This window comes from Legionella sp. 227 (assembly GCF_043161935.1).
In the GTDB taxonomy this organism is placed as follows: Bacteria; Pseudomonadota; Gammaproteobacteria; order Legionellales; family Legionellaceae; genus Legionella; species Legionella sheltonii.
In genome coordinates this window covers 1049058-1071324 of the sequence record NZ_CP171154.1, presented here as the reverse complement: position 1 = coordinate 1071324, position 22267 = coordinate 1049058, and the positions used below count along the sequence as shown (strand labels likewise).

Here is a 22267-nt window from a genome sequence, read left to right as displayed (position 1 = left end):
CTGACGGGCACCTTCTCCCTAGAGGAAGAAGGGAGTTTTCTTGAAATGGCAGCGAGGTTACTAGGGGATTATGAATGAAATACTCTGATTTAAGAGATTTTATTGCACAACTTGAATCACGTGATTTATTAAAACGCATCACCTATCCTGTATCACCCTATCTTGAAATGACGGCAGTCAGTGATCGAGTACTTCGCTCTGGTGGCCCTGCTCTTCTCTTTACTAATACGCCAAACCATCACATGCCTGTTTTAACCAATTTATTTGGTACTGTTGAACGTGTGGCGATGGGAATGGGTGAAGACAGTATCAGTGCGTTGCGGGAGGTTGGCAAATTATTGGCTGCCTTAAAGGAGCCTGATCCACCTAAAGGCTTTAAGGACGCGTTTAATAAGCTCCCTTTGTTAAAACAGGCATTAAATATGGCACCAAAATATGTGAGTGGTGCAGAATGTCAAAACCATGTTTGGGAAAAAGATGAAGTCGATCTGACTTCATTACCTATTCAAACCTGTTGGCCTAAAGATGCTGCTCCATTAATCACTTGGGGGCTCGTAACCACCAAAGGACCTGATCAAACGCGTGAAAATATGGGGATATACCGACAACAGCTGTTGAGTAAGAATCAATTGATTATGCGTTGGTTGTCCCATCGAGGCGGTGCATTGGATTACCAGGCATGGCAAAAAGCTTATCCTGGTGAACGTTTTCCAATTGCAGTGACGCTTGGTGCTGATCCTGCAACAATACTCGCAGCCGTAACCCCTGTTCCTGATACTTTATCTGAATATGCTTTTGCTGGATTATTACGCGGCCAACGTACTCGTTTGACAAAATGTATTGGCAATGAACTGCATGTCCCTGCGAGTGCGGAAATTATCTTGGAAGGTTATTTAGAGCCTGGGATTGAGGCGCCAGAAGGGCCTTATGGGGATCACACGGGTTACTATAATGAAGTACAATCTTTCCCGGTGTTTACTGTGGAGCGCATAACGCATCGAGACTCCCCCATTTATCACAGCACCTATACTGGCCGGCCACCTGATGAGCCCGCCATTTTAGGTGTTGCATTAAATGAAGTATTTATTCCCTTGTTACAGAAACAGTTTCCAGAGATTGTTGATTTCTATTTGCCGCCAGAAGGTTGTTCCTATCGTTTAGCCGTAGTGACTATCAAGAAGCAATATCCTGGGCATGCGAAACGAATTATGATGGCGGTATGGTCATTCCTAAGACAATTTATGTATACCAAATTTGTCATCGTTTGTGATGATGATATTGATGCGCGTAATTGGCAGGATGTGATTTGGGCGATGACGACCCGCATGGATCCTGCACGAGATACCGTAATGATGGAAAATACCCCCATTGATTATCTGGATTTTGCTTCGCCCGTTTCAGGTTTAGGCTCAAAAATTGGCATGGACGCAACAAGTAAATGGCCTGGAGAAACTCAAAGAGAATGGGGAGAGCCCATTGTGATGGATGAAGAGATTATAAAAAAGGTCGATGGCTACTGGTCTTCTTTGGGGTTGGACAAATGAAGGAAAAAACAATTAAAGCACTTGTAGAAGATATTTCACCGTTGACAGACAGTATTATGCGCCTGGTTTTAACTCCAGAGACTTACATAGATTATCAAGCGGGACAATATTTGCAAATTCTTTTTAATGAAGATGCTTTTAGCTATTCTATTGCTAATGCGCCATTAGGATCGCATAAATACGAACTTCATATTCGACATAGCTTGGATAATCCCTACAATCAGCGGTTATTTGCCCAAATCAAAGAATCGGGGGCGGTGAATATTCGTTTACCTTTTGGTACATGTTCCGTTGATCATTTGTATCCAAACCGCCCTATATTATTTATCGCAGGTGGAACCGGATTTGCGCCGGTAAAAGCGATGATCGAGCACTTATTAGCGACATCAGATACTCGGCCTTTTGAGTTATTTTGGGGTGCTCGTTTGCAAAATGATTTATACATGGATGAAAAGGTAATGACTTGGCAAGCTCATGTGAGCCGCTTTAACTATTTTTCTTCGGTATCAGAGGACAATGGTGTGCCTCTAGCCTCCTTGGTACTAGACAAACATCCACAGGATCTTGGTGAATGGCAAATAGTGATTAGCGGACCTTTTGATATGGTGTACAGTACCCGTGATGCATTGGTCAATAGTGGGGTTTCACCTGCTCATTTATTCTCAGATGCATTTAGTTTTGAAGCAAAATAAGGAAGCATTTTATGGAGACTTTGTACCAAATCCTGGGTCTTATTGGTGCCGGATTGATTATTTTTATTTTATACCGCGCGATAAAAGGAAGCCCTGAGCAATTTAGCAAAGAAAATTTAAATAAAAGTTTCTTTACTATGGGGGTTTTAGCGCTTGTATTGATTGGTTTTATTGCGCTGTTAGTTTTAATTTTACGAAATACGTAAAAGCCTGGGTTATGCGCAAGCCGTAACCCGGGGAATGGTGCCATCTCCCGGATTACGCTGCGCGAATCTGGGCTACAATGCACTCCGACTGCAAATAGCATCTAATGTGGGGGATGTGCATTACTATAATGTCCTCCATTTTCTTTTAAATAAAATCCAATATGCGGATTGTTAATAGGCATTCGGCTGGTGTCTGCGATTAGCATGCATTCCTCCACATAAGTGATTTGGCTGCTGTCATCAACCAATAAACGATACCAAGGATTGCGAGTAGCAAATTCGCGCTTATGTGCTTGTGGATTATAACGACCCGAAGCCTGAAATAACGGATCTACATCCACAACAATCGCTCTGTAGCGGCTGTGTTTATGAATGACTAAATCTCCAATGTTGAATTGTGCAATTTTATCCATCTAAGCCTCTTTGTTGTGCATTTTGAATAATATATCGGTCGAAATAAAATAAGCTTGAAGGTTACTGAAATTGGAACGAAAAATAATGATGCAAAGGTTGATAACCACCGAATCAAAAAAGCGAATTATGGGGCTACTGATTCATTGTATCGGCAAATTGTTCGTTCGGGTCTTTTCTAGTCCGTTTTACTATGGATTCGAGCGAAAATGAGGCAATTCAATAGACGGTATTCCTTGTTCTGCATAAGCTTGCTGAACGGCTGTCCATACTTCATCATATGAGTTCATGCCTGGAATAATCAGATAATGAACGCAGGGATCCAGTATGCATACCTTTTCTCCTGCCGCTACCAAGCCTTCAGCAGCTTGTTGTACACAAATATTTCCGCATATGCCAGTAAGCATCAGCTCGCTGTATTCTTGATTGTGAAAAAACTGGAGAAAAGTCAGGGCACACTCATCATAAATGGGGTTCCCTGTATTTAAAAAGTGAGGATCACTTAATTCAATTTCTTCCTTAAGTTTCATTCCTGCCTCAGGAGCAGAAAAATTGATTTTAGCGAAGCGATAAATCGGGATATTTTCTTTCAGATTTTTTAGCCGTTCCTCGATGGGCTGAGAAATCGCAGCACCGATGGTGCCATTAAGGCAATGGAATCCATATTGCCCCTTAAGCGGATTAAATGGCAGCAATTCATTGTGTTCAATGTGTAGTGTTTTTTGCGTATGCACTTTCCCATAACTTTTCAGCATGATTTGTGCGTCGATGTTGTCGAGAGTCCGTTGGAACACATGCGCATCTTGAGTGGTAATAATCTCAAGATGATGACCAAGCATGGGATAATCGATTATTAATTCACTAACCGCATCAAGTAATGCCATATTACGAAACAAAGTATGTTCGCCACCAGGGGCATATAAGGCAAAACCTTGCAGCACAAAGTCATTTTGAATGTCGACTAATATGAGGGCTAATTTTTTAGTTTCACTGAGTTTTTTAAGGACTATATTTTTTAATTCATCTTTTAACCTGGGATCCGTTTTATCATATTGTTGATTTATTTTTTGAAAACGAGAAGCGGCATTTTGACGTAATAATGCTTGTGCGTGTAGGTGTTGTGTCAATCTTAATTCATTAGGCATATTTATTTTATCGTAATAAAAACATTAGGCTGCATAATACAAATTTAAAATGCTTATTACTATTATAGTAGTTTTGGGTTTCAGGGAATGGATGCCGGTGTACTCTACTTGGGTTTTCATTCCGAGGGAGTGGTATGCTTTCTGAAAGAGCTTTTTGTTGCGTAAAAATTGGATCCCCGCCTTGCGCAGGGATGATATTTGATCTGGCAGATTACTCTGATTTTAATTAAATCTCGAATAGCGTTCGGATATCTTCTAAGACCTCATCAACCGGAGCTTCGATTTCTTTTTGAGCTTCCGTTTTGTCAAAGAAGGGCGTTGCTCTTCCAGTCAGAGCTTTTGAACAAACCAATTTTGCTAATGTAGCCAGGCTTAATAAGAAATTGCCTAGGGTTGCATACCAGGCTGTGTGCCCACACATCACATCATCCTGGCTGTGTAACCGTGCTTTAACTTTCATTTCAAATTGTTGGTATGTCACTTTATTGGGGATTGCAGCTTTATTTTGATAAACAAATTGATCCACATCTTTTGTAAGATTCGCAGCAAGTTTTTCGATTATTCCCTTTTCAGGCTCAGGCAATTCTTTTGCATAAGTCTCTATATCTGCAATTTTTTCATATAAATCCTGCATTTTTAGGGCATATTGCTCCTCTTTACCTTTTTTCTTTTTCAAAGCCAAAAGCGCTTGTCGTGCTTGTTCAGAAAGGTTTGCTACTGCCTCAGGTTGCGCATCGGCATCCATGAGCTTCACGACAATTCGACTAAGAGTAGCCTGCATTTTAACGCCAGGAAATTCATCGATTTGAGTCATAATTTTCTTCAGCAACGCATCACTGTTTCCGGAGTCTACGTAGTTTTTGAATAGCCCAGTATTTTCATTAACTAACTCGTCTATGAATTGTTCGCGAAAATCTTTATCTGTGGCGTCAAAAAAATCTTTAGCACGATAATACCTATTCTGGTTACGCTGCTTTTTATAGTTTTCAAGCATTTTTTTAAATTCAGCGGCAAGAATCACACGTGGTTGTTTTAACTCTTCTTGGCGGGCTAATTCCTCTCGCTGTACTGGTTCTTGTCTTTCTAATTCTTGCTGTTGTTCTCGGGCTCGTTTTCTTTCCTGTTCTTCTTTGTGCTCTATTTCTTTAATTTGCCGATCAAGTTCCGCTGCTCGCTCCGTAAGTTCCTTAATAGTAACAGTGTCCATTTCAGTGATTCGCGAAGACAGCTCAGTGACTTCAGCGGCTAATTTATCGCGCTCATCACAGTTGGATGTTACTTTGCTTTTGAGTTGTTCTAATACTTTTGAGGAAGTTGAGAGTAAGTCAAGATAACGTTCATCTGCGACTTGAGCAAATTCTACAACTTCAACTTTTTTGGGAACAATAGTGGATAATTTTTTATAATCGGTACTTTTCCAAGTTAAAAAATAATGTGATGGGTCCTCTCCTAAAATTTCCAGCATTAGGTTAAAACCAGTATTTGCAGGCTTTTTGCTACTGGGAAGACCTGATTCATTCGCAAGTCTTGCAAGTTCATTACGGTCATAGGCGTTAAAACCTAATTCAAGGTGATTTTGAACGGCTTGCAGAAAATTAAATAATTTCTGTGTTTTCTCGTAATGTACGGTTTCCTTATATTGTCTTACTGCCTCATCTATAATAATTAATTGGGCGTCAAGATACTTTAAAACCTCGCCCTTATTTTGGGTGTCCATGTGTTCTGATGCGGTTGCCTGAAGCTGAACGGGTTCTAACGTGTCAGGGACCTTTATTGTTATGATAGTATTATTATCTGTATTATATTTTTCAATCCGTATTTCAATGTCTAACTTTCTCTCTTGCAACCGGGCAATTTCTTCTCTTTGCGCTTTGATTTGCTTTTGTTTCTCTTCATACTGGAGGACTAATTCGTGTTTCTCTATCATTTTATGCTCACATCTACATGCTCAAAATATGGGCGTGAATTATAAAGCAAAATCATTGAATGGTCATTAAGTGAGCACTAAGTTTGTTTAAAATAAATGCAAAAAAGCTTATATGAAATAAATGGCCAGAATAATCCCGGTTTCGTAGAGCAGACACAGCGGAATCGCGAGCATGATTTGGGAGAAAACATCGGGGGGAGTAAGTAACATTCCTACAATAAAGGCGCCAACAATGACATAGGGTCTGATTTTTTTTAGCGTCACGACCTCAATGATTTTTAAACGGACTAGGACAAAACAAATCAACGGCACTTGAAAGCAAAATCCAAAGGTCATGAGCATTCTAGTTATAAAATCCAATGCATAACTCATATCTGGCATGTAGCGTACCCCTTTGGGTAGCGCGTGTGCAAAAAAATGGAACATAAATGGCAGGACCAGATAGAAACAAAACAAAACTCCAGCTAGAAACAGTAAGAGGCTGAAGCTTAAGGCGATGCGCAGCGTGGTTTGTTCTCTTTGATACAGGCCGGGACTGATAAACCGCCAAAATTGAAATAAAGCAATTGGAGCGCTTAGTAATAGTGCCGCATCCGCAGCCAATTTAAGTGGCGTAAATACTGGAGAGGTTACTTGGGTAGCAATTAAGCCTTCTTGTGCAGAAAGCGAGTGCAATAGTGGGCTAACTAGCGCCTGGAATAAATCATTCGCCCAAAAAAAGAAAATAAAAAATAATCCGCCAAACCAAATCAGGGTCTGTAATCCACGACGGCGCAGTTCTATAAGATGATTGAGCATGAATATTGTTTATGTATAAGTTAGAATCAGTACCTTATCATTCTCATTAAGGTAAAAGGAATCCCCTCCAAGTAGGGGTTTGGTTAAGGGTGAGGGTTTATGTATCACAACCAATACCCTCATCCATCCTCACGGGCACTTCCTTTCTATGTTCCGTCATCCCGAGTGCAACAAGGGAGCTCAATGCTGTAGCACCCTATCTCAATGAGGAGATCCCTTGGGATGGTGGGAGAAGGTAACCTTTCCTCCCATGAGAAAAGAGGCCGTTTTAAACTTCCGCAAGTTCTTTGCTTTTAATGCCAATTTGTTCAGGTCTTATTTCTCTCAAACGATTAAATTGATCAACAAAAACCACAGTTGGAACCAGGCTTGCACAGTCCTCTTCCAATACTTGGGTAAAAGAGGCAATAATGATTAAATCACCAGGAGTGACCAGATGTGCTGCTGCTCCATTAACGCAAATTTCAGTAGATCCTGGTTTACCGGTAATCGCATAAGTCTCAAATCGAGTACCTGCAGTGATATTCCATACATTGACGGCTTCATAAGGTAATATATTTGCTGCTTTAAGAAGCTCTGGAGAAATAGTAATGCTTCCTTCATAGTCCAAATCGGCTTCAGTGACACAAGCACGATGAATTTTGGATTTTAACATTTTTCTATAAGCCATAAAGATCCCAGCCTTGTTCATAGTGGGCGAATTTTACACCAAATTGCGAAGTTTATGCTATACCCAAGTAACCCAAAATGCTAATTTTGGGTTGCTTTTTTGAGTTAACCTGGGTATCTAAATTTCATGCTTGGACTTTAAAGTCGATTGAGAGTGGGGCATGGAAAACCCGCATTTTACTTCGTTTTGTTTAGGCTACTTTTTATTGAGGATGCACGTTATAATTGGTTTTTTATTTATAGGGTGAATTAAGGTGAGGCATAGCCCACGTAAGCGGTTTGGCCAGAATTTTCTACAGAACCGGCACATCATTGAAGACATTGTAGGTGCAATCAATCCGCAAGCAGAAGATAATATACTGGAAATTGGTCCAGGCTTGGGTGCGTTAACTGAGCCATTGTTGCGTCGTTTAAATCATTTAACCGCTGTCGAAATCGATACGGATTTACAAAAATATCTGTCAGAGCGTCCTATTGCACAGGGTAAATTACATTTGGTTGCTGCAGATGCGTTGACCCTTGATTACAGCCAATTTGGCTCTCAATTACGTGTGGTGGGTAATTTACCCTATAATATTTCAACTCCATTGCTAATTCATTTGCTACGCTTTGCTTCGTACATAGAGGATATGCATTTTATGTTGCAAAAGGAAGTTGTAGCGCGTATGGCAGCACAACCGGGCAGTAAGGCCTATGGCCGATTAACGGTGATGCTGCAGTATCATTGTGCTGTGGAGCATTTGTTTGATGTACCCCCAGAAGCATTTGATCCACAACCCAAAGTAGATTCAGCGGTGGTGCGTCTTATACCCCATCGTGTTTCTCCCTTTGAAAAAATATCTGTGGCGCAGCTGGAGCGATTGGTGGCAAGTGCTTTTGCTATGCGCCGAAAAACGCTGAATAACAATTTAAAAGGAATAATAACATTTGAGCAATTGAGTAGTTTGGGGATTGATGGAAATAAAAGGCCAGAACAGATTTCTATTTCGGAATATGTTCAACTAGCGAAATTTATTTCCAATTAGTGTAAAATTAATCATCATGGACATAATTTTTCAATCTTGGAGTTATTAAATTATTATGGAGATGGCCTTGTTTCATCGTCAACGTCAGCGTAAAGGTTCCTTGTCCTCACAAGGTAAATCTTTAAAAGATTTAACACGCATTGTTAATGCAAACCTTATTTTGTCAGAAGATAAGAGGCAGACACTACTTAAGCGAATGAGAATGTTATCTGGTCTGGAAACGGCGCGATATGACAGTTTATGCGGCCTCCTGATTAATAACCTCGTTCACTATTGCCAAAATTTACCCGAAACGACAAATAGTTATTATTCACAGCAAGGTGGGCTTGTGGATCATGCGCTGAATCGTACGGAAGCGGCATTGAGCCTCTTTCAGGGGTTTATGGAACAAGAGCAGCCTGATCTACTCTCCGAAGAACAAAAACTTTGGCAATATGCACTGTTTTCAGCAGCAATTCTGCAAGGGATAGGTAAGTTATTCGTTGATTATCGTGTGAGTTTTTATGATGCCAATGGACAATTTTTAAAAGAATGGAACCCCCTGCTTGAAAATATGACCAGTACAGGGGTTTATTACTTTTACGAATTTGAAAAAGAGCCCGAAATCGAATTTCGACGTCGTCTCAATTTATTGTTGGCAAGAACATTAATGCCTGCGAGTGGATTTGCCTGGTTAGCGTCTAATCCCGAAGTTCTTGCAGTGTGGCTTGCCTTGTTGAATGAAGATGAACGTTCTGCCGGTACTTTAGGCGCCATCTTAATTCGAGCAGAAGCGATTGCTATCCAGCGTTATTTACTTGAATTTATGGTGAGAGGTACTGCTGCTCATAGTGGCGGTCGTTACCGTGCAGGTACTTTTTCTGGTGGACAACCCGAAACCTTATTAGAAAAAGAACAAACCGTAGGTATGGACTTTATCCAATGGATGATAAAAGCCTTAGATGCTGGCCGAATTATGGTTAACAAAGCCCCGCTATTTATGGTTCCCGGGGGTATGTTGATGTGTGCAGAAATGTTTCAGCTCTTCGTTCGTGAACATCCTGAATATAAGAATTGGCAAGCGGTTCAAAATGGGTTTTTATCTTTAGGCTTACATAATCGTGCTGCTGATGGTGGGGTTCTCAGCCGATTTGAAACCAAAAATCAAATGGAAACTGGAATTGTATTTTCTAAGTATGCTCTTGCTTTACCGGAATCCGTCAAGGTTGTGCAGATGAGTACTGGAAAAGTAGAATCGATGTCTGCAACAGAATTGATTCATAAAGCACAATTTAGTAGTCAATTTACCCAGCAACAAAGCACTGGTTTAACTCATTCATTGCAAAAATTAGATGCGGCAGGAAAATGGCAAGCCTTAGAAAATGAAGGACATGGCCTTAAGCCAGGAGCAAAAAACGGTGTCTGATTATGCAATTGGGGATGTGCAGGGTTGTTATGAACCATTGCAACGCTTATTGGAGCTCATTGATTTTGATGACAAAACGGATCGGCTGTGGTTTGTTGGTGATTTGGTGAATCGAGGCCCTGAATCTTTGGCTGTTTTACGTTTTGTCAGCTCCTTACCTGTTGCGCCCCGCGTGACCCTTGGCAATCATGATTTACACTTGTTAGCCTCCCTCTTTGGGGGTAGGCCATGGAAAGGTCACGATGATACCTTACAGGAGGTAATGCATGCTGCTGATGGTGAAAGCTTAGGCCATTGGTTAAGAAAACAATCCATTTTGTATTATTCGCCAGAACTCGATGTAGTTATGTGTCATGCGGGAATTTGTCCTTTGTGGGACTTGCCGCAGGCAATGCAGCTTGCCAAGGAGCTCGAAGAAGCCCTGGCGGGTGAATCTTATCGCGATTTTTTAGCGAATTTATATGGAAACCAGCCCGATATATGGTCAGATGAGCTCAAGGGGAGCGATAGACTACGGGTGATTACTAATTATTATACGCGTATGCGGTTTTGCGATGCACAAGGACGACTCGAGTTGGGTTATAAAGGCACTATTGCTCAAGCACCCGCAAATCTTTATCCTTGGTATGAGGTACCGCATCGTAAAGAAATTGATGTCGATATCGTTTTTGGACATTGGGCTGCTTTAATGGGGAAATGTCCTAATCCCAAAATTCATGCAATAGATACAGGATGTCTTTGGGGTGGCCAATTAACTGCATTACGCTTGCAGGATATGCAGCGATTTGCAGTCTGGAATAATAAATGATGTTACTAAACAAGTTGAGCTCCATCGCTTCAGCCTTAATTGTCATTAAGTTAAGAATTCCCTCTCTCGTTCGTGGGAGAGCGGTATTCGAGAGGGCTCATTGGTCAAAATCAATACCCTCATCCGCCTTAATGGGCATCTTCTCCCCATGGGGTGAAGGAAAATTCTTTAACTTAATGGTTATGGGGGAGGCTCGTAAGCGAGGGTTGGCTGTTATATCTTTTGTATTCTGCTCCCTGTTCGGATTTAATGCTTGGTCAATTCCAGTAAGTGACGATTTACAAGTAAAACAAGCAGAGGAAAGATTGCAAACAGCAATCAAAAATCCTGAATTTATGTTACACAACTGGATAGAGTTACCCACCTCACCGGCAGCCCGTAATAAAAAAGTTCATCAGCTGAGTCTAAGAGAGGCGATTTTATTGGCCTTACGCTACAATCCCAATATTCAAAATGCCGAGCTAGACCGTATCGTACAACGCTATCAATTACGTTTGGCGCACAATCAGTTTGAACTGCAATATGCTTTAGGTGCTTCTGGAGTGGTGCAAAAAAGCAGGTTCAACGGGGTGGGTACGGACACGACCCATACGCTATTAGCCAGTCCCGAGTTCAATTTGAAAACGAAACTCGGCACAGAAGCCAATTTATCGATAAATAATAACGTCAATGAAAATAACAATTACAATCCGGTATTGAATTTTTCTTTAACCCAGCCTTTATTGCGTGGCTTTGGAAAATCGGTAAACGAAGCTGCGCTTTTAGATGCTGAGGACAATGAGTGGTTAAACAAATTAAACTTACAACAGTCGGTTGCTGATCAAGTCACACAAGTCATTATGGCTTATCGAATGCTCATTTTGAGTGGTAATAATTTACAGAATCAACGATTGCAGTTAAAAGAAGCTAAAAAAACTTATGAAATTAATGAAAAAAAAATCAAGGCGGGGCAATTAGAACCAACAGGCAATATTCAGCAATCCTACCAAATCGAATCATTAAGTTTAATGGTGGAACAGGCTGAAAATGATTTTCAAACCGCAGCACAGGATCTGTTGCAGACTATAGGCCTTGATCCAGAAATGCATATATCAGTTCCCAGCGATGTTGCTTTAGATAAACTCGCTGTTCCCAATTTACAGCAATCCATTGATCAGGCATTGAATCATAATACCGTTTATTTAGCACAAAAAATGACATTGCGAGCCGATGAGCGAGCCTACAAGGTGGCTAAAAACCAACAATTATGGCAATTGGATGTGTCAGGTAACGTGCAAAGTGGCGTGGTGAATGATGTCACTGGGGGTAATGGTGGATTTAATGGTATTTACAATGGCAATAACATCACGGAAGCAGCTCGTGTGACCTTAACTGTTCCTTTGCATGATATTGGTCGTCGCAGCCAATTAATTAACGCTAAAGTACGCTTGGAAAAAGACCGCTTAAATTTACTGGCTACAAAACGAGCATTGATAACGAATATAACCAATACCATTAACAATATAAGAAGTTTGGCAAAACGTTATCAATTAGCACTCAAACAAGTGAAATTGGCAGAGCAATCTTATGCCTTGGAGAAGAAGAAACAGCAAGCGGGGATATCGAGTGCATTGGATGTGAACAACACGCAGAATCAGCTGATCCAGGCACAGTCTGGATTAATCAATGCTAAGATGGCCTATCTCAATCAGATATCAAATCTGCAAAGGACTTTGGGAACAACGTTGGAGCATTGGCAAATTAAATTAAGGTATGGTGGATGAATAGGTTATACAAATCAAAATTTATCATTTTATTATTGAGTGGGCTTCTTCTATCCGCATGTGGTCATCACGAAAAGAAAAAAACGGTTGCATTACACCGATATAAAGTCGAAGAACAAACCATGCACAAGACCCTACATTTTACGGGAACGGTGCAGCCTTTGCATGAAAATACCATTGCCAGTCCAATCGAAGCCGTCGTTGAAACCATGAATTTTCATTATGGGCAATTGGTTAAAAAAGGCGATATGATTTTAACGCTTAACTCAACTGAGTTACAAAGACAATTTAACGAGACTTTAACGGAATATTTAAAAGCCAAAGACAGTTATACCATAGCAAAGGCTAAATTTGTTGGGACTCAGGACTTATGGAATTCAGGTCTATTATCCAAAAATAATTACATGAGTGAAAAATCAAATGTAGATACCGGCCGGGTTACTTTAATGCAATCCACACGTAAGCTGACTGAAATGTTGGAAAAATTGGATGAAAACAGCCCCAAAAATTTATCTGCTTTAAGTTTGGCTGATTTCGATAAGATAAAAACCATTTTGGCTGCGAATCACAATCTAATTCGTTTAAAAGCCCCTGATGATGGAATACTCCTGTACCCACCGAAAGCCGGTGAGGATAAAAGTGCACGTGTTACTGTAGGCTCTACAGTAAAGTCAGGCCAAGTTATTGGTTTAATTGGTGATTTATCGGGGATCCGTATTGAAATTGATGTCCCTGAAATTGATATCACGCAAATTGAAACAGGCATGGATGCGACGGTCAGTGGGGTTGCATTTGGTAAATATCAATTAAAAGGACAATTAGTCACAGTGAATGCGCAGGCATCCACCAACAATGGATTACCTTTTTTTACTGCAGTAGTTGAGGTTAGAAACCTGACTCCTGAACAGCAACATTGGATCAAAGTGGGCATGAGCGCATCCATAGAAATTAGTGTTGATAATGGTAAACAACTTCTAGTACCGATTGCTGCAATAAAGCGGGAGAAAGGCCAAAGTGTAGTTCACGTGCAAACTAAGCCCAATGTTACGGAAAAGCGCGTGATTACGACCGGTGCCGCACAAGCGGATTTAGTGGTTGTTGAGAGCGGTTTGAAGGCCGGCGAAGTGGTGGTTTATGAATGATCTCGTTATAAATTGCGATAACAGCGATGTCTTTGAAGAGGGGCGGGTTCTGCAACAATTGAATCCAGCATTAAAAGTGCCGGATGCCAGCAGGATTAAAAAAAATCAACAACCATTAATGAAGCTTTCTAATATTGTTAAAACGTATCATCTTGAAGGAATCAGCACCACGATTTTAAAAGAAGTTTCCCTGACCGTATATGAAGGAGATTTATTGGCGATTGTAGGTGCTTCCGGTTCTGGTAAATCGACTTTAATGAATATTATGGGACTTCTGGATAAGGCAGATGCGGGAAGCTATTTATTAAAAAATCGTAATGTTGCCGCTTTAACCGATGATGAGTTAGCTGAGTTACGAAATCAAAACATTGGTTTTGTGTTCCAACAATTCAATTTATTACCAAGATTTAGTGCCATGCAAAATGTGGCATTGCCGTTAATTTATCGGGGTGTTGGTGCTGCTGAAATTAAGGAAAGAGTGCTCGTGGCCCTTGAGCGAGTAGGTATGCAGCAGTATGCACAGCACCGACCTACACAATTATCCGGTGGACAACAGCAACGCGTTGCCATTGCGCGTGCTTTGGTAACCGAGCCACAAGTGATTTTGGCAGATGAACCTACAGGTGCTCTTGATTCACGTACGGGTAATGAGGTAATGAATTTATTTTTAAGTTTACATGCTCAGGGTCGTAGTATCATTATGATCACCCATGATGAGCAGGTTGCCGCATTATGTCAGCGAAAAATCACCCTTGTGGATGGTTTGGTGATGACGGAGAATGCATCATGAATTTTGCCGGACATTGTCAGCAAGCTTTAGTGAATTTGACTGCTGCTAAGTTACGCTCTTTTTTAGCAGTTTTAGGCATTTTAGTAGGTACTGCTGCCGTGGTTGCTTTAATTAGCTGTGGCCAACTTGCTACAGAAAAAGCGTTAGCTCAATTCAAGGCATTAGGTACCGATTTATTGGCGGTAGCTGTTTATCCCAAAACGAGTGAAAAATCTGGGAGCATGGAATCTATCTCCGCAGCTCAATGGGAACAATTGCCTGAACGAATCCCTTATATTGTTGATATGGCACCCTATAGTACGGCATATCAACCCTTGAGTTTTCAAGGCAAACAAATGCAAGGAGCTGTTATTGGAGCAAATGAGCATTTGGCAAAAATCGTGCACATCAAATTAGCTGCCGGTCATTTTGTTTCTTTTGTTGAGTCTTATGAACATTACTGTGTTATTGGTGCCGGTTTAGCGCGACAAATCCAAGAAATCAGTTTTGATGATCCCATTGGCAAACAATTGCGTATAGGACAATCTTTATACACAATCATCGGCGTGGCTGAGCCTTGGAAAGAAAATGGTTTTTTTAATGAAGACATCAATCAGGCCGCTATTATTCCATTGGCTGGGATTAGTCTGGTGAGTAAAGATGCGAAAGTGAATAATGTGGTTCTGGAGTTGAAACCGGATAGCCCTATCGATGAGGTGATTGAAGAAATAAAACAAATTATTGGTTCCATTGCTCCGAAGCTAAGTGTTTTTTCACGTAGTGCCAAACAAATTATTGCCAGTATGGAAAATCAAGGGCATATTTTTACTTTATTGCTTGGTGTAATTGGTGGAATTTCGCTTTTAGTGGGTGGAATTGGGGTGATGAATGTCATGTTGGTTTCAGTCAGTGAGCGTAAAAAAGAAATTGGTATTCGTAAAGCAGTTGGTGCTAAAAATAGCGAGATTCAAGCATTATTTCTAGTGGAATCCGTGATGCTTTCTTTGCTGGGAGGGATTCTCGGAGTGATTTTAGGTTTAATTTTTACACGTATTTTGGCCTATTTTAGTGATTGGAATTTTTCAATCTATCTTCTTCCCCCTCTCGCGGGTTTTTTGGTCTCGGCAGCCACTGGTATTTTCTTTGGTTTTTATCCCGCACGACGTGCTGCAAAATTGGAGCCCGTAGTTTCTCTACGTAGTGAGTAATCTGATTGAGTTGTAACCTGGGTTCAAGGCCGCAGAACTTTCGTCATCTCGAGTGCACGAGGGATCTCCCATTACATTGTGCTACAACATGAAGCTCTCCTGTTGCACGCGGGACGACGGTAAACGCTCTGCAGGTTCCGTTGTTCTGCACCAGGCGACATAGTAAAGTTCAATTACCTTTCTATTGCATGGAATTTATAAGTAACTTATGATGAAAAATTATTTGTATCGCTAAATGGACTTGCATATGTTAAAAAAATCTTTGGCTGTGATGGCCTTAACGTCCAGCTTGTTTTCTTTTTCTTTTGCTGATTCTGCGCCGCCACAAACTACTTCTGCAAGTAATGTTCAAGTTCCTTCAAGTTATTTACCTGTAGTCATTCATGAGACTTTTAATAGTATTTTGCAACGCATGAGTGGTGAAAAAAAAGCGATTAATGAACGTCAGCAAGAACTGTTAAAACAGCGCTATGACCTGAGTAATAACCCGTCTAAAACGGTGAAGATGTCTGGGGGAAAACCCGTACAAGAAGGGGTACGCGTGAAGCTTGCCGAGGGGGTTACCTGGGATCAGCTCGCAAAAATGAGTCCTGAGGATATTAAAAATAAAGGCTTATTTCCACAGGGATTCTTACCCCTGCCTCATCCCAATCATCCGGAAGGCGGGATGTTATTTCCCAAATTTGTTATTGATGAAATAAAAAAACAGGAAGATAGAGATCTGAGCCGTTTTGATTTGGATTTTGATATTCCGGATCATTTTTTACCTCCTTATCCTGCTCCAATTTATCTGACGACTCGACCCGATCTCGGTGATGTTTCGCAAGGTAAAGTGGTAACGCTAGAAAACTATTATGAATTATTTAACGGACTCTTAAATCCGAAACAAATAGAGGGACTGCGTTTATTACTCACTCCATTCCCCCAACAGCAATTTAACCAAACTGAAGATCGGCGTACTGTCAGACCAAGTCGTGGTGTAGCCTGTTTTGATTGCCATACGAATGGGCATACGAATAAAGCAACGCATTTGGTTGGTGATATCAGACCCCAGGAATTTCGTCATCGTATCAATACTCCAACCTTACGCGGTGTGAACATCCAAAGACTATTTGGTTCTCAACGTGCGTTAAAGACCATCGAAGACTTTACGGAGTTCGAACAACGAGCAGCTTATTTTGATGGTGATCCCGTGATTGCGACGAAAAAAGGAGTCAATATTCTGGAGCGAGGAAGCCAAGTTCATTTTATGGCTGAATTTCAAGAAATTCTTGATTTTCCTCCTGCACCTAAACTGACTTGGGAAGGTAAACTGGACCCAGCCAAAGCAAGCCCTGCTGAATTACGCGGACAAGAATTGTTCTTTGGTAAGGCAAAATGCTCCGGTTGTCACACCCCACCTTACTATACCGACAATACTATGCATAATTTGCAGACAGAAAAATTCTATCAACCGCAAATGATTAACGGCATGAAAGCAGTTGGCGATGGACCTATAAAAACATTTCCTTTGAGAGGAATAAAGGATTCTCCGCCTTACTTACATGATGGCCGGTTGTTAACTCTTGCCGATACGGTTGAGTTTTTTAACTTAATCTTGCAGTTACAGTTAACTCAAACTGAAAAAGCCGATTTAACGGCATTTATGGAAGCATTGTAATACTCACGGTATAATCGCTTGTCTTTGCGAGCCAGAGTGCTATGAGGCCTGAGTGAAGGGTGCTGGAATCTTGGTGGGTGGCGGGAGGTTCCACGTGCTTCACTAGGTTGTAAATAAGAGAACAGGCTATGGTTTTAAGAGAAATGGTCTATCTTAAATATTAAGATGGCAGTCAGATAATCAAAAAGAATCAGGGGGAAGGGCTATGAAAAAGTGGGGACTTGCGATTATCGCCTGTGTTCTAGTACATCATGTTGCCTTTGCACAGCAGAATTGGAATGATTGGGTTGCGGGTGTTAGAGCTGAAGCGTTGCAACAAGGGGTTTCGCCAGAGACGTTTGATGAAGCTTTTGCAGGAATCCATGAGCCAAGCCATCAAATTAAAGGACTTTTGCGTTCGCAGCCAGAACATCGACTTACTTTTATTAAGTACCGCAATACTCGGGTCGATGCGTATCGCATTGCGATAGGACGTAAGGAATATAAAAAAAACCAGTCCGTATTGGAAGCAGTAGCAAAGCAATATGGGGTAAATCCATGCTTTATCGTGTCTTTTTGGGGAATGGAAACAAGCTATGGTACTTATATGGGGAATTTTCCTGTAGTGAAAGCCTTGGCGACCCTTGCCTATGACTCCAACAGAAAAGATTTTTTCCGTAAAGAGTTATTTATTGCTTTACGTATTTTGAATGAAGGGCATGTCAGCTTGGCTGATTTCAAAGGAGAATGGGCTGGAGCCTCAGGTCAGCCGCAATTTTTACCCTCGAGTTGGGTTAAATATGCTGTTGATTATGATGGAGATGGTCGAAAAGATATTTGGAGGAGCAAACCCGATGTATTTGCTTCAATTGCAAATTACATGAAACAAAATGGGTGGCAAACAGGTGAGCCATGGGCAATCCAAGTCAAGTTGCCGCGTAAATTTGATATGGCCCTAGAAGGTAAAACCATCGTGAAACCAGTGAGTGAATGGAATACGATGGGGGTGCGTACAGAAGATGGCAAACCCTTGCCCTATCAAAATTTGCAAGGCAGTATCGTTCAGCCATTGGGTGGCCCAACCTTCTTAACCTTCCCCAATTATAAGATGATTTTGCACTATAATAATTCTATCTATTACGCAGGGGCCGTGGGTTATTTAGCAGATAAAATTTGCCAAGGGCAACAAAGGTAAAGTCTATGGACACTTATTTAGATAAAACAGCCAGCTTAACTCCTTTAGCAAAGAGGGTGATTTGTGATAAAGCTACAGAGTATCCGCATACGGGTTCTTACAATTTTGTCATGACAAGCGGTACCTATTTGTGCAGACGCTGTGGTTTGGCCTTATTTCGTGGGTCAAGCCAATTCAGCTCTGGCTGTGGTTGGCCAAGTTTTGACGATAATATTGTCCATGCGGTACAACAGATTCCTGATCGCGATGGCAGACGTATGGAAATACTCTGCTCACGCTGTGATGCTCATTTAGGACATGTCTTTACTGGAGAATATTTTACCCAGAAGAATTTGCGTCATTGTGTTAATTCAGCTTCCATTGATTTTGTGGCAGACAGCCAGGTATTAGATACCGAAGAAGCCATTATGGCTGGTGGGTGTTTTTGGGGGGTTGATCATTTTTTAAAGCAAATACCTGGGGTTCTTCGTGTTGAAGTGGGCTATACGGGTGGGGTTACTTCAGAACCGAGCTATGAGCAGGTTTGCCAAGGCAATTCAGGACATTATGAAGCAGTCCGGGTTATCTACGATAAAGATAAAACCGACTACCACCAGGTTTTAAAACGTTTTTTTGAAATACATGATCCCACGCAGAAAACAGGACAAGGTCCTGATATCGGTCAGCAATATCAAAGCGCCGTATTCTATTACACTCAAGAACAATTGGAAGAAGCGGAAATTTTAATGCAAATGCTGCAAAAACGAGGTTATCAAGTGGCTACTCGTCTTTTTCCAGTACAAACATTTTGGCCGGCAGAAGAATACCATCAGGATTATTATGCCAAACATCATAAAGCACCTTATTGTCATCAACCAGTAAATCGTTTTGGTTAAGATTTTGGGTTGTGGAGGGGTAGGACATGGAATTTACTTTTCGAATTGCTAAGAAAAAAGATAAAGAAGAAATCCTGATTTTAGTTAAAAAATTGGCTGAACATGAGCGAAAAAAACCAGAAGAAGTTACGTTGACTTTAGACAAAATTGAGTCGCATGGTTTTGGACGAAATAGGTATTTTTATGTCTTATTGGCTGAATATAAGAAAAAACCAGCGGGGTATGCTTTATATTTTTTCACCTACTCTGCTTCGGCAGGAGCCCCTATACTTTATATCGATGAGCTGTTTGTAGATGAACTTTATCGGAGCTATGGCTTGGGTACCTTGTTGTTGTCGCATCTTGCTCGGTTGGCAATTGAGAAAGAATGTTGCCGGTTGGAGGGCCACACCGTTACTTGGAATAAAAAAGGCATTGAATTCTTTGAGTTTATAGGAGCAAAACCGCGGACGGATTTATTGCAGTTTCGTTTATCAGGAGAACATTTAAAAAAATTGGCTGCGCAAACATAGAGTGGCTCATTTTTTTAGTTTGGCCATCACAATCCCTAAAAAAGGAAAGGCCAACAATTGGATTGCAATAGAGAAGATAACCACTGCAGAAATGGAAATGTCGTAAAGTACGCCCATGATAACGCTACCTAAAAACCAAAAAATACCAAAGCCGGTATTGAATACTCCATAAGCAGAACCCCGTCTTTCTTTAGGCACTATGCCAGCAACTATCGCACGCATCAGCGATTCATGGGCACATACGCCAATACTCCATAAAATAACCCCTGATAAAGCCATGCTGGAATTGCCAAAAAAAACTAAAGGCGCAAAAAAACAAGATAAAAACGAAATAATCACCAAAATAATAAAACCATAACGATCATAAAGAGATCCCAGCAATGGGGCGCTTACTATATTAAAGCCTTTTGCTATAGCGTAAGAAATTGGAATCCACAGCGGAGATAAAATCCCGGTTTTCTGAAAGTGAAAAGCGATTAAAGGAAAATCGGCATAACCTGCCGCAATAAGCGCGGCTCCTGATAAGTACAACCAAAAAACGGTGTTCCTATTCATGCCCGTTACTTCAAGTGTATCGTGATGAACCTCCAAATCTTGAGGACGTGGATAGAGCCATCGTGCGAGCCATAGGGTACCTAAGGCACATAATGCTGGAATTAAAAGTAAGGCAAAGCAGTACCGATATTCTAATTTTAAATAAAGAGCTAGGGCAAGAATCAAAGGGCCTAGCATCGCACCTGTTTGATCCAATGCTTCATGTAGGCCAAAAGCCCACCCCAGTCCTTTTTGCTGCCCAGCATGGGCAAGCATGGCATCACGAGCCGGTGTACGAATCCCTTTACCTATGCGTTCTGTAATAATGAGAACAGCAGCAATCCACCATTGACCGGCAAGTGCTAACAAAGGAACAGCTAATAAATTACAGGTATAACCTAGAATGGTAATGGTCCAATACTTGTGGGTGCGATCGGCAAGGTAGCCTGAAACCATGCGCAGCACATAACCTAATAACTCTCCAAAGCCTGAGACAAATCCAACAACAGCAGCATTCGCCCCTAATAATGCCAAATACGGTCCGGTGATACTACGTGATCCCTCATAAGTCATATCAGCAAAAAGACTAACAATCCCCGTAAGGATAATGAATTTAAGCGCGGTATCTTTGGATAAATCCTTTTGAAAGGCCATGAGTGCGTCTTTACGAGATAGATTTCATTATTTGTAGCCTAGGTGAAGTTGTGATTCAACCAATCACCCAGAGCATCCATAATCTATTATAAGCATCCTAAGGAGTATTTAAACAGATGTACAAGCCTTAAAAAGATAAAATATTAATTTTTTTGAGCGCAAATGCACTTATCTCAAAGTATTGAGTTAAAGGAGGATGTAAATGATAAAAATAGTGTAAAACATGAGCTAATGGTTTGAAAACAAACCTCGCGGAACTATACTATTAATTAGGTAATTTGTTACTTACCGAAAATGTTTTCATTTGTTGCAGAGGTTCATCATGTTGTATTCAAAATTATCCAAAGCATGTTTAGGAACGACTCTTTCAATCGCACTCGTTATGCCTTGCTATGCGCTTAATGTCACATCAGCTGCGCAAGCAAAGGGATTCGCGTTGGCTCCGAGTGCAACCTATAAAAATGCCCAAGTGACTAATGCTGCATTAGCACGCTATAAGATGGCGGGATTTAACAACATCGTTACGGGAAAAGGAGCTGCCCCCAGGAGTATTACTACCCTACGCAGGGTTTCCACCGCGAAGACAACCGCTCCAGCTGCTGCCGTTCCAGCTGCAGGAAAGGCGGCTCCTGGTGCAGTGACTGCTCCGGCAAAGGCTGTATCTGCTACAACCGCAGTAGGTAAAGCAGGCGCATTTCGAACTGGAATTCTTGGTTTTAAAAAACGTTAATTCCAGACTTACTGTATAGACATTTATAGCATTCCTTCATATTTTAATCGATAGGAGGGAATGCTTTAATCGTCTTAACCAAAGCCACATTTGACGCATCGACTTGGACTTCAAGTAGACTGTTCCCGACAAATTTTTCTTGGAGGCTAAGAGATATAAATCCAGTTAGGCTACCTGGCTTGCATTACCAGTTTTCCTAAATTTAGGACGATTGTTCTTTTTTATATTGCTCGTCTGCTTCTTTAGCTTTACGTTGATTTTCTTGTAATTGAACTGCATTAAGTTGCTGTTGCCACAACGCGGCCGCTTGTGCTTTAAGCTGATTAAGTTTTCTTAGTAATAAGCCTAAATGGGTTGCCAGCATTGGAAGTTTTTTGGGTCCAAAGACGATGAGGGCAACCATCAAAATGACAAGAAGTTCACCACTGCTCATGAGGATTTATTGTCCTCTTTTGAGGAATCCTGTGTTTGTTCTTCATTCAACGCTTTGCGAAAGTTTCGAATTGCTTCACCAAGATCCGTACCTATGGTTTTTAATTTAGAAGTGCCAAAAAGAGCGACAATAATGACTAGAATTAATAATAAAGAAAGAGGGCTGATGCCACTTAATCCCATG

At 41.1% G+C, this 22267-nt stretch carries 23 protein-coding genes; 15 read left to right on the top strand and 8 right to left on the bottom strand.

Going from position 1 to position 22267, the window contains the following annotated elements:
* Positions 1-74 precede the first annotated feature (74 nt).
* From ubiD to ACF8MK_RS04630, 3 genes are read left to right on the top strand one after another with little or no spacing between them, the layout of a single operon-like run.
* Positions 75-1544, top strand: a complete 1470-nt coding sequence (ubiD, locus tag ACF8MK_RS04640) for a 4-hydroxy-3-polyprenylbenzoate decarboxylase (protein WP_392538374.1) — start codon at positions 75-77, stop codon at positions 1542-1544.
* Positions 1541-2236, top strand: coding sequence for an NAD(P)H-flavin reductase (locus tag ACF8MK_RS04635; protein WP_392538373.1), 696 nt, complete (start codon positions 1541-1543; stop codon positions 2234-2236). The genes ubiD and ACF8MK_RS04635 overlap by 4 nt, the downstream gene beginning before the upstream one ends.
* Before the next feature lie 11 nt (positions 2237-2247).
* Positions 2248-2442, top strand: coding sequence for a hypothetical protein (locus ACF8MK_RS04630; protein ID WP_028382394.1), 195 nt, complete (start codon positions 2248-2250; stop codon positions 2440-2442).
* 101 nt (positions 2443-2543) lie between these two features.
* On the opposite strand, the gene hspQ is transcribed toward ACF8MK_RS04630, so the two are convergent.
* From hspQ to panD, 5 genes are all read right to left on the bottom strand, one after another.
* On the bottom strand, positions 2544-2855 hold the full coding sequence (gene hspQ, locus ACF8MK_RS04625) for a heat shock protein HspQ (protein WP_392538372.1): 312 nt from the start codon (positions 2853-2855) through the stop codon (positions 2544-2546).
* Positions 2856-3044: 189 nt separating this feature from the next.
* A complete protein-coding gene (locus ACF8MK_RS04620) occupies positions 3045-3998 on the bottom strand; it encodes an isochorismatase (RefSeq protein WP_392538371.1) in 954 nt (317 codons plus the stop codon).
* Between the two features lie 226 nt (positions 3999-4224).
* Positions 4225-5925 carry a hypothetical protein gene (locus tag ACF8MK_RS04615; RefSeq protein WP_392538370.1) on the bottom strand — a complete coding sequence of 567 codons (1701 nt, stop codon included), beginning with the start codon at positions 5923-5925 and terminating at the stop codon, positions 4225-4227.
* A 108-nt stretch (positions 5926-6033) separates the two neighbouring features.
* Positions 6034-6723 carry a twin-arginine translocase subunit TatC gene (gene tatC, locus ACF8MK_RS04610; RefSeq protein ID WP_265703633.1) on the bottom strand — a complete coding sequence of 230 codons (690 nt, stop codon included), beginning with the start codon at positions 6721-6723 and terminating at the stop codon, positions 6034-6036.
* A 268-nt stretch (positions 6724-6991) separates the two neighbouring features.
* Positions 6992-7393 (bottom strand): aspartate 1-decarboxylase, encoded by a 402-nt coding sequence (gene panD, locus ACF8MK_RS04605; RefSeq protein WP_265703632.1) that lies wholly within the window; start codon positions 7391-7393, stop codon positions 6992-6994.
* 253 nt (positions 7394-7646) lie between these two features.
* On the opposite strand from panD, the gene rsmA reads away from it, so the two are divergent.
* From rsmA to ACF8MK_RS04550, 11 genes are all read left to right on the top strand, one after another.
* Entirely contained in the window at positions 7647-8417 is a 771-nt protein-coding gene (gene rsmA, locus ACF8MK_RS04600) for a 16S rRNA (adenine(1518)-N(6)/adenine(1519)-N(6))-dimethyltransferase RsmA (protein ID WP_392538369.1), read from the top strand.
* 55 nt (positions 8418-8472) lie between these two features.
* On the top strand, positions 8473-9822 hold the full coding sequence (locus tag ACF8MK_RS04595) for a conjugal transfer nickase/helicase domain-containing protein (protein WP_392538368.1): 1350 nt from the start codon (positions 8473-8475) through the stop codon (positions 9820-9822).
* A complete protein-coding gene (locus tag ACF8MK_RS04590; RefSeq protein WP_392538367.1) occupies positions 9815-10630 on the top strand; it encodes a symmetrical bis(5'-nucleosyl)-tetraphosphatase in 816 nt (271 codons plus the stop codon). Before ACF8MK_RS04595 ends, ACF8MK_RS04590 begins: the two co-directional genes overlap by 8 nt.
* 176 nt (positions 10631-10806) lie before the next feature.
* Positions 10807-12393 carry a TolC family protein gene (locus ACF8MK_RS04585; protein WP_392538921.1) on the top strand — a complete coding sequence of 529 codons (1587 nt, stop codon included), beginning with the start codon at positions 10807-10809 and terminating at the stop codon, positions 12391-12393.
* Complete coding sequence (locus ACF8MK_RS04580; protein WP_392538366.1) at positions 12390-13535, top strand: efflux RND transporter periplasmic adaptor subunit; 1146 nt, start codon at positions 12390-12392, stop codon at positions 13533-13535. The genes ACF8MK_RS04585 and ACF8MK_RS04580 overlap by 4 nt, the downstream gene beginning before the upstream one ends.
* Positions 13536-13653: 118 nt before the next feature.
* Positions 13654-14325: an ABC transporter ATP-binding protein gene (locus tag ACF8MK_RS04575; protein ID WP_392538920.1), complete on the top strand. Its 672-nt coding sequence runs from the start codon at positions 13654-13656 to the stop codon at positions 14323-14325.
* Positions 14322-15512 (top strand): ABC transporter permease, encoded by a 1191-nt coding sequence (locus tag ACF8MK_RS04570; RefSeq protein WP_265703658.1) that lies wholly within the window; start codon positions 14322-14324, stop codon positions 15510-15512. Before ACF8MK_RS04575 ends, ACF8MK_RS04570 begins: the two co-directional genes overlap by 4 nt.
* 247 nt (positions 15513-15759) lie before the next feature.
* On the top strand, positions 15760-17172 hold the full coding sequence (locus tag ACF8MK_RS04565; protein ID WP_392538365.1) for a cytochrome B6: 1413 nt from the start codon (positions 15760-15762) through the stop codon (positions 17170-17172).
* Between the two features lie 205 nt (positions 17173-17377).
* Positions 17378-18346 carry a lytic transglycosylase domain-containing protein gene (locus tag ACF8MK_RS04560; RefSeq protein WP_392538364.1) on the top strand — a complete coding sequence of 323 codons (969 nt, stop codon included), beginning with the start codon at positions 17378-17380 and terminating at the stop codon, positions 18344-18346.
* 5 nt (positions 18347-18351) lie between these two features.
* Positions 18352-19221 (top strand): bifunctional methionine sulfoxide reductase B/A protein, encoded by an 870-nt coding sequence (locus ACF8MK_RS04555; RefSeq protein ID WP_265703625.1) that lies wholly within the window; start codon positions 18352-18354, stop codon positions 19219-19221.
* Between the two features lie 26 nt (positions 19222-19247).
* Positions 19248-19733, top strand: coding sequence for a GNAT family N-acetyltransferase (locus ACF8MK_RS04550; RefSeq protein WP_265703624.1), 486 nt, complete (start codon positions 19248-19250; stop codon positions 19731-19733).
* A 6-nt stretch (positions 19734-19739) separates the two neighbouring features.
* On the opposite strand, the gene ACF8MK_RS04545 is transcribed toward ACF8MK_RS04550, so the two are convergent.
* On the bottom strand, positions 19740-20921 hold the full coding sequence (locus ACF8MK_RS04545) for an MFS transporter (protein WP_392538363.1): 1182 nt from the start codon (positions 20919-20921) through the stop codon (positions 19740-19742).
* A gap of 322 nt (positions 20922-21243) precedes the next feature.
* On the opposite strand from ACF8MK_RS04545, the gene ACF8MK_RS04540 reads away from it, so the two are divergent.
* Positions 21244-21651 carry a hypothetical protein gene (locus ACF8MK_RS04540; RefSeq protein WP_392538362.1) on the top strand — a complete coding sequence of 136 codons (408 nt, stop codon included), beginning with the start codon at positions 21244-21246 and terminating at the stop codon, positions 21649-21651.
* A gap of 202 nt (positions 21652-21853) precedes the next feature.
* On the opposite strand, the gene ACF8MK_RS04535 is transcribed toward ACF8MK_RS04540, so the two are convergent.
* Positions 21854-22084, bottom strand: a complete 231-nt coding sequence (locus tag ACF8MK_RS04535; protein ID WP_392538361.1) for a twin-arginine translocase TatA/TatE family subunit — start codon at positions 22082-22084, stop codon at positions 21854-21856.
* The gene (gene tatA / locus ACF8MK_RS04530; RefSeq protein ID WP_392538360.1) at positions 22081-22266 is read right to left on the bottom strand and encodes a twin-arginine translocase TatA/TatE family subunit; all 186 of its coding nucleotides are present in this window, start codon (positions 22264-22266) and stop codon (positions 22081-22083) included. Before tatA ends, ACF8MK_RS04535 begins: the two co-directional genes overlap by 4 nt.
* Position 22267: the final 1 nt, after the last annotated feature.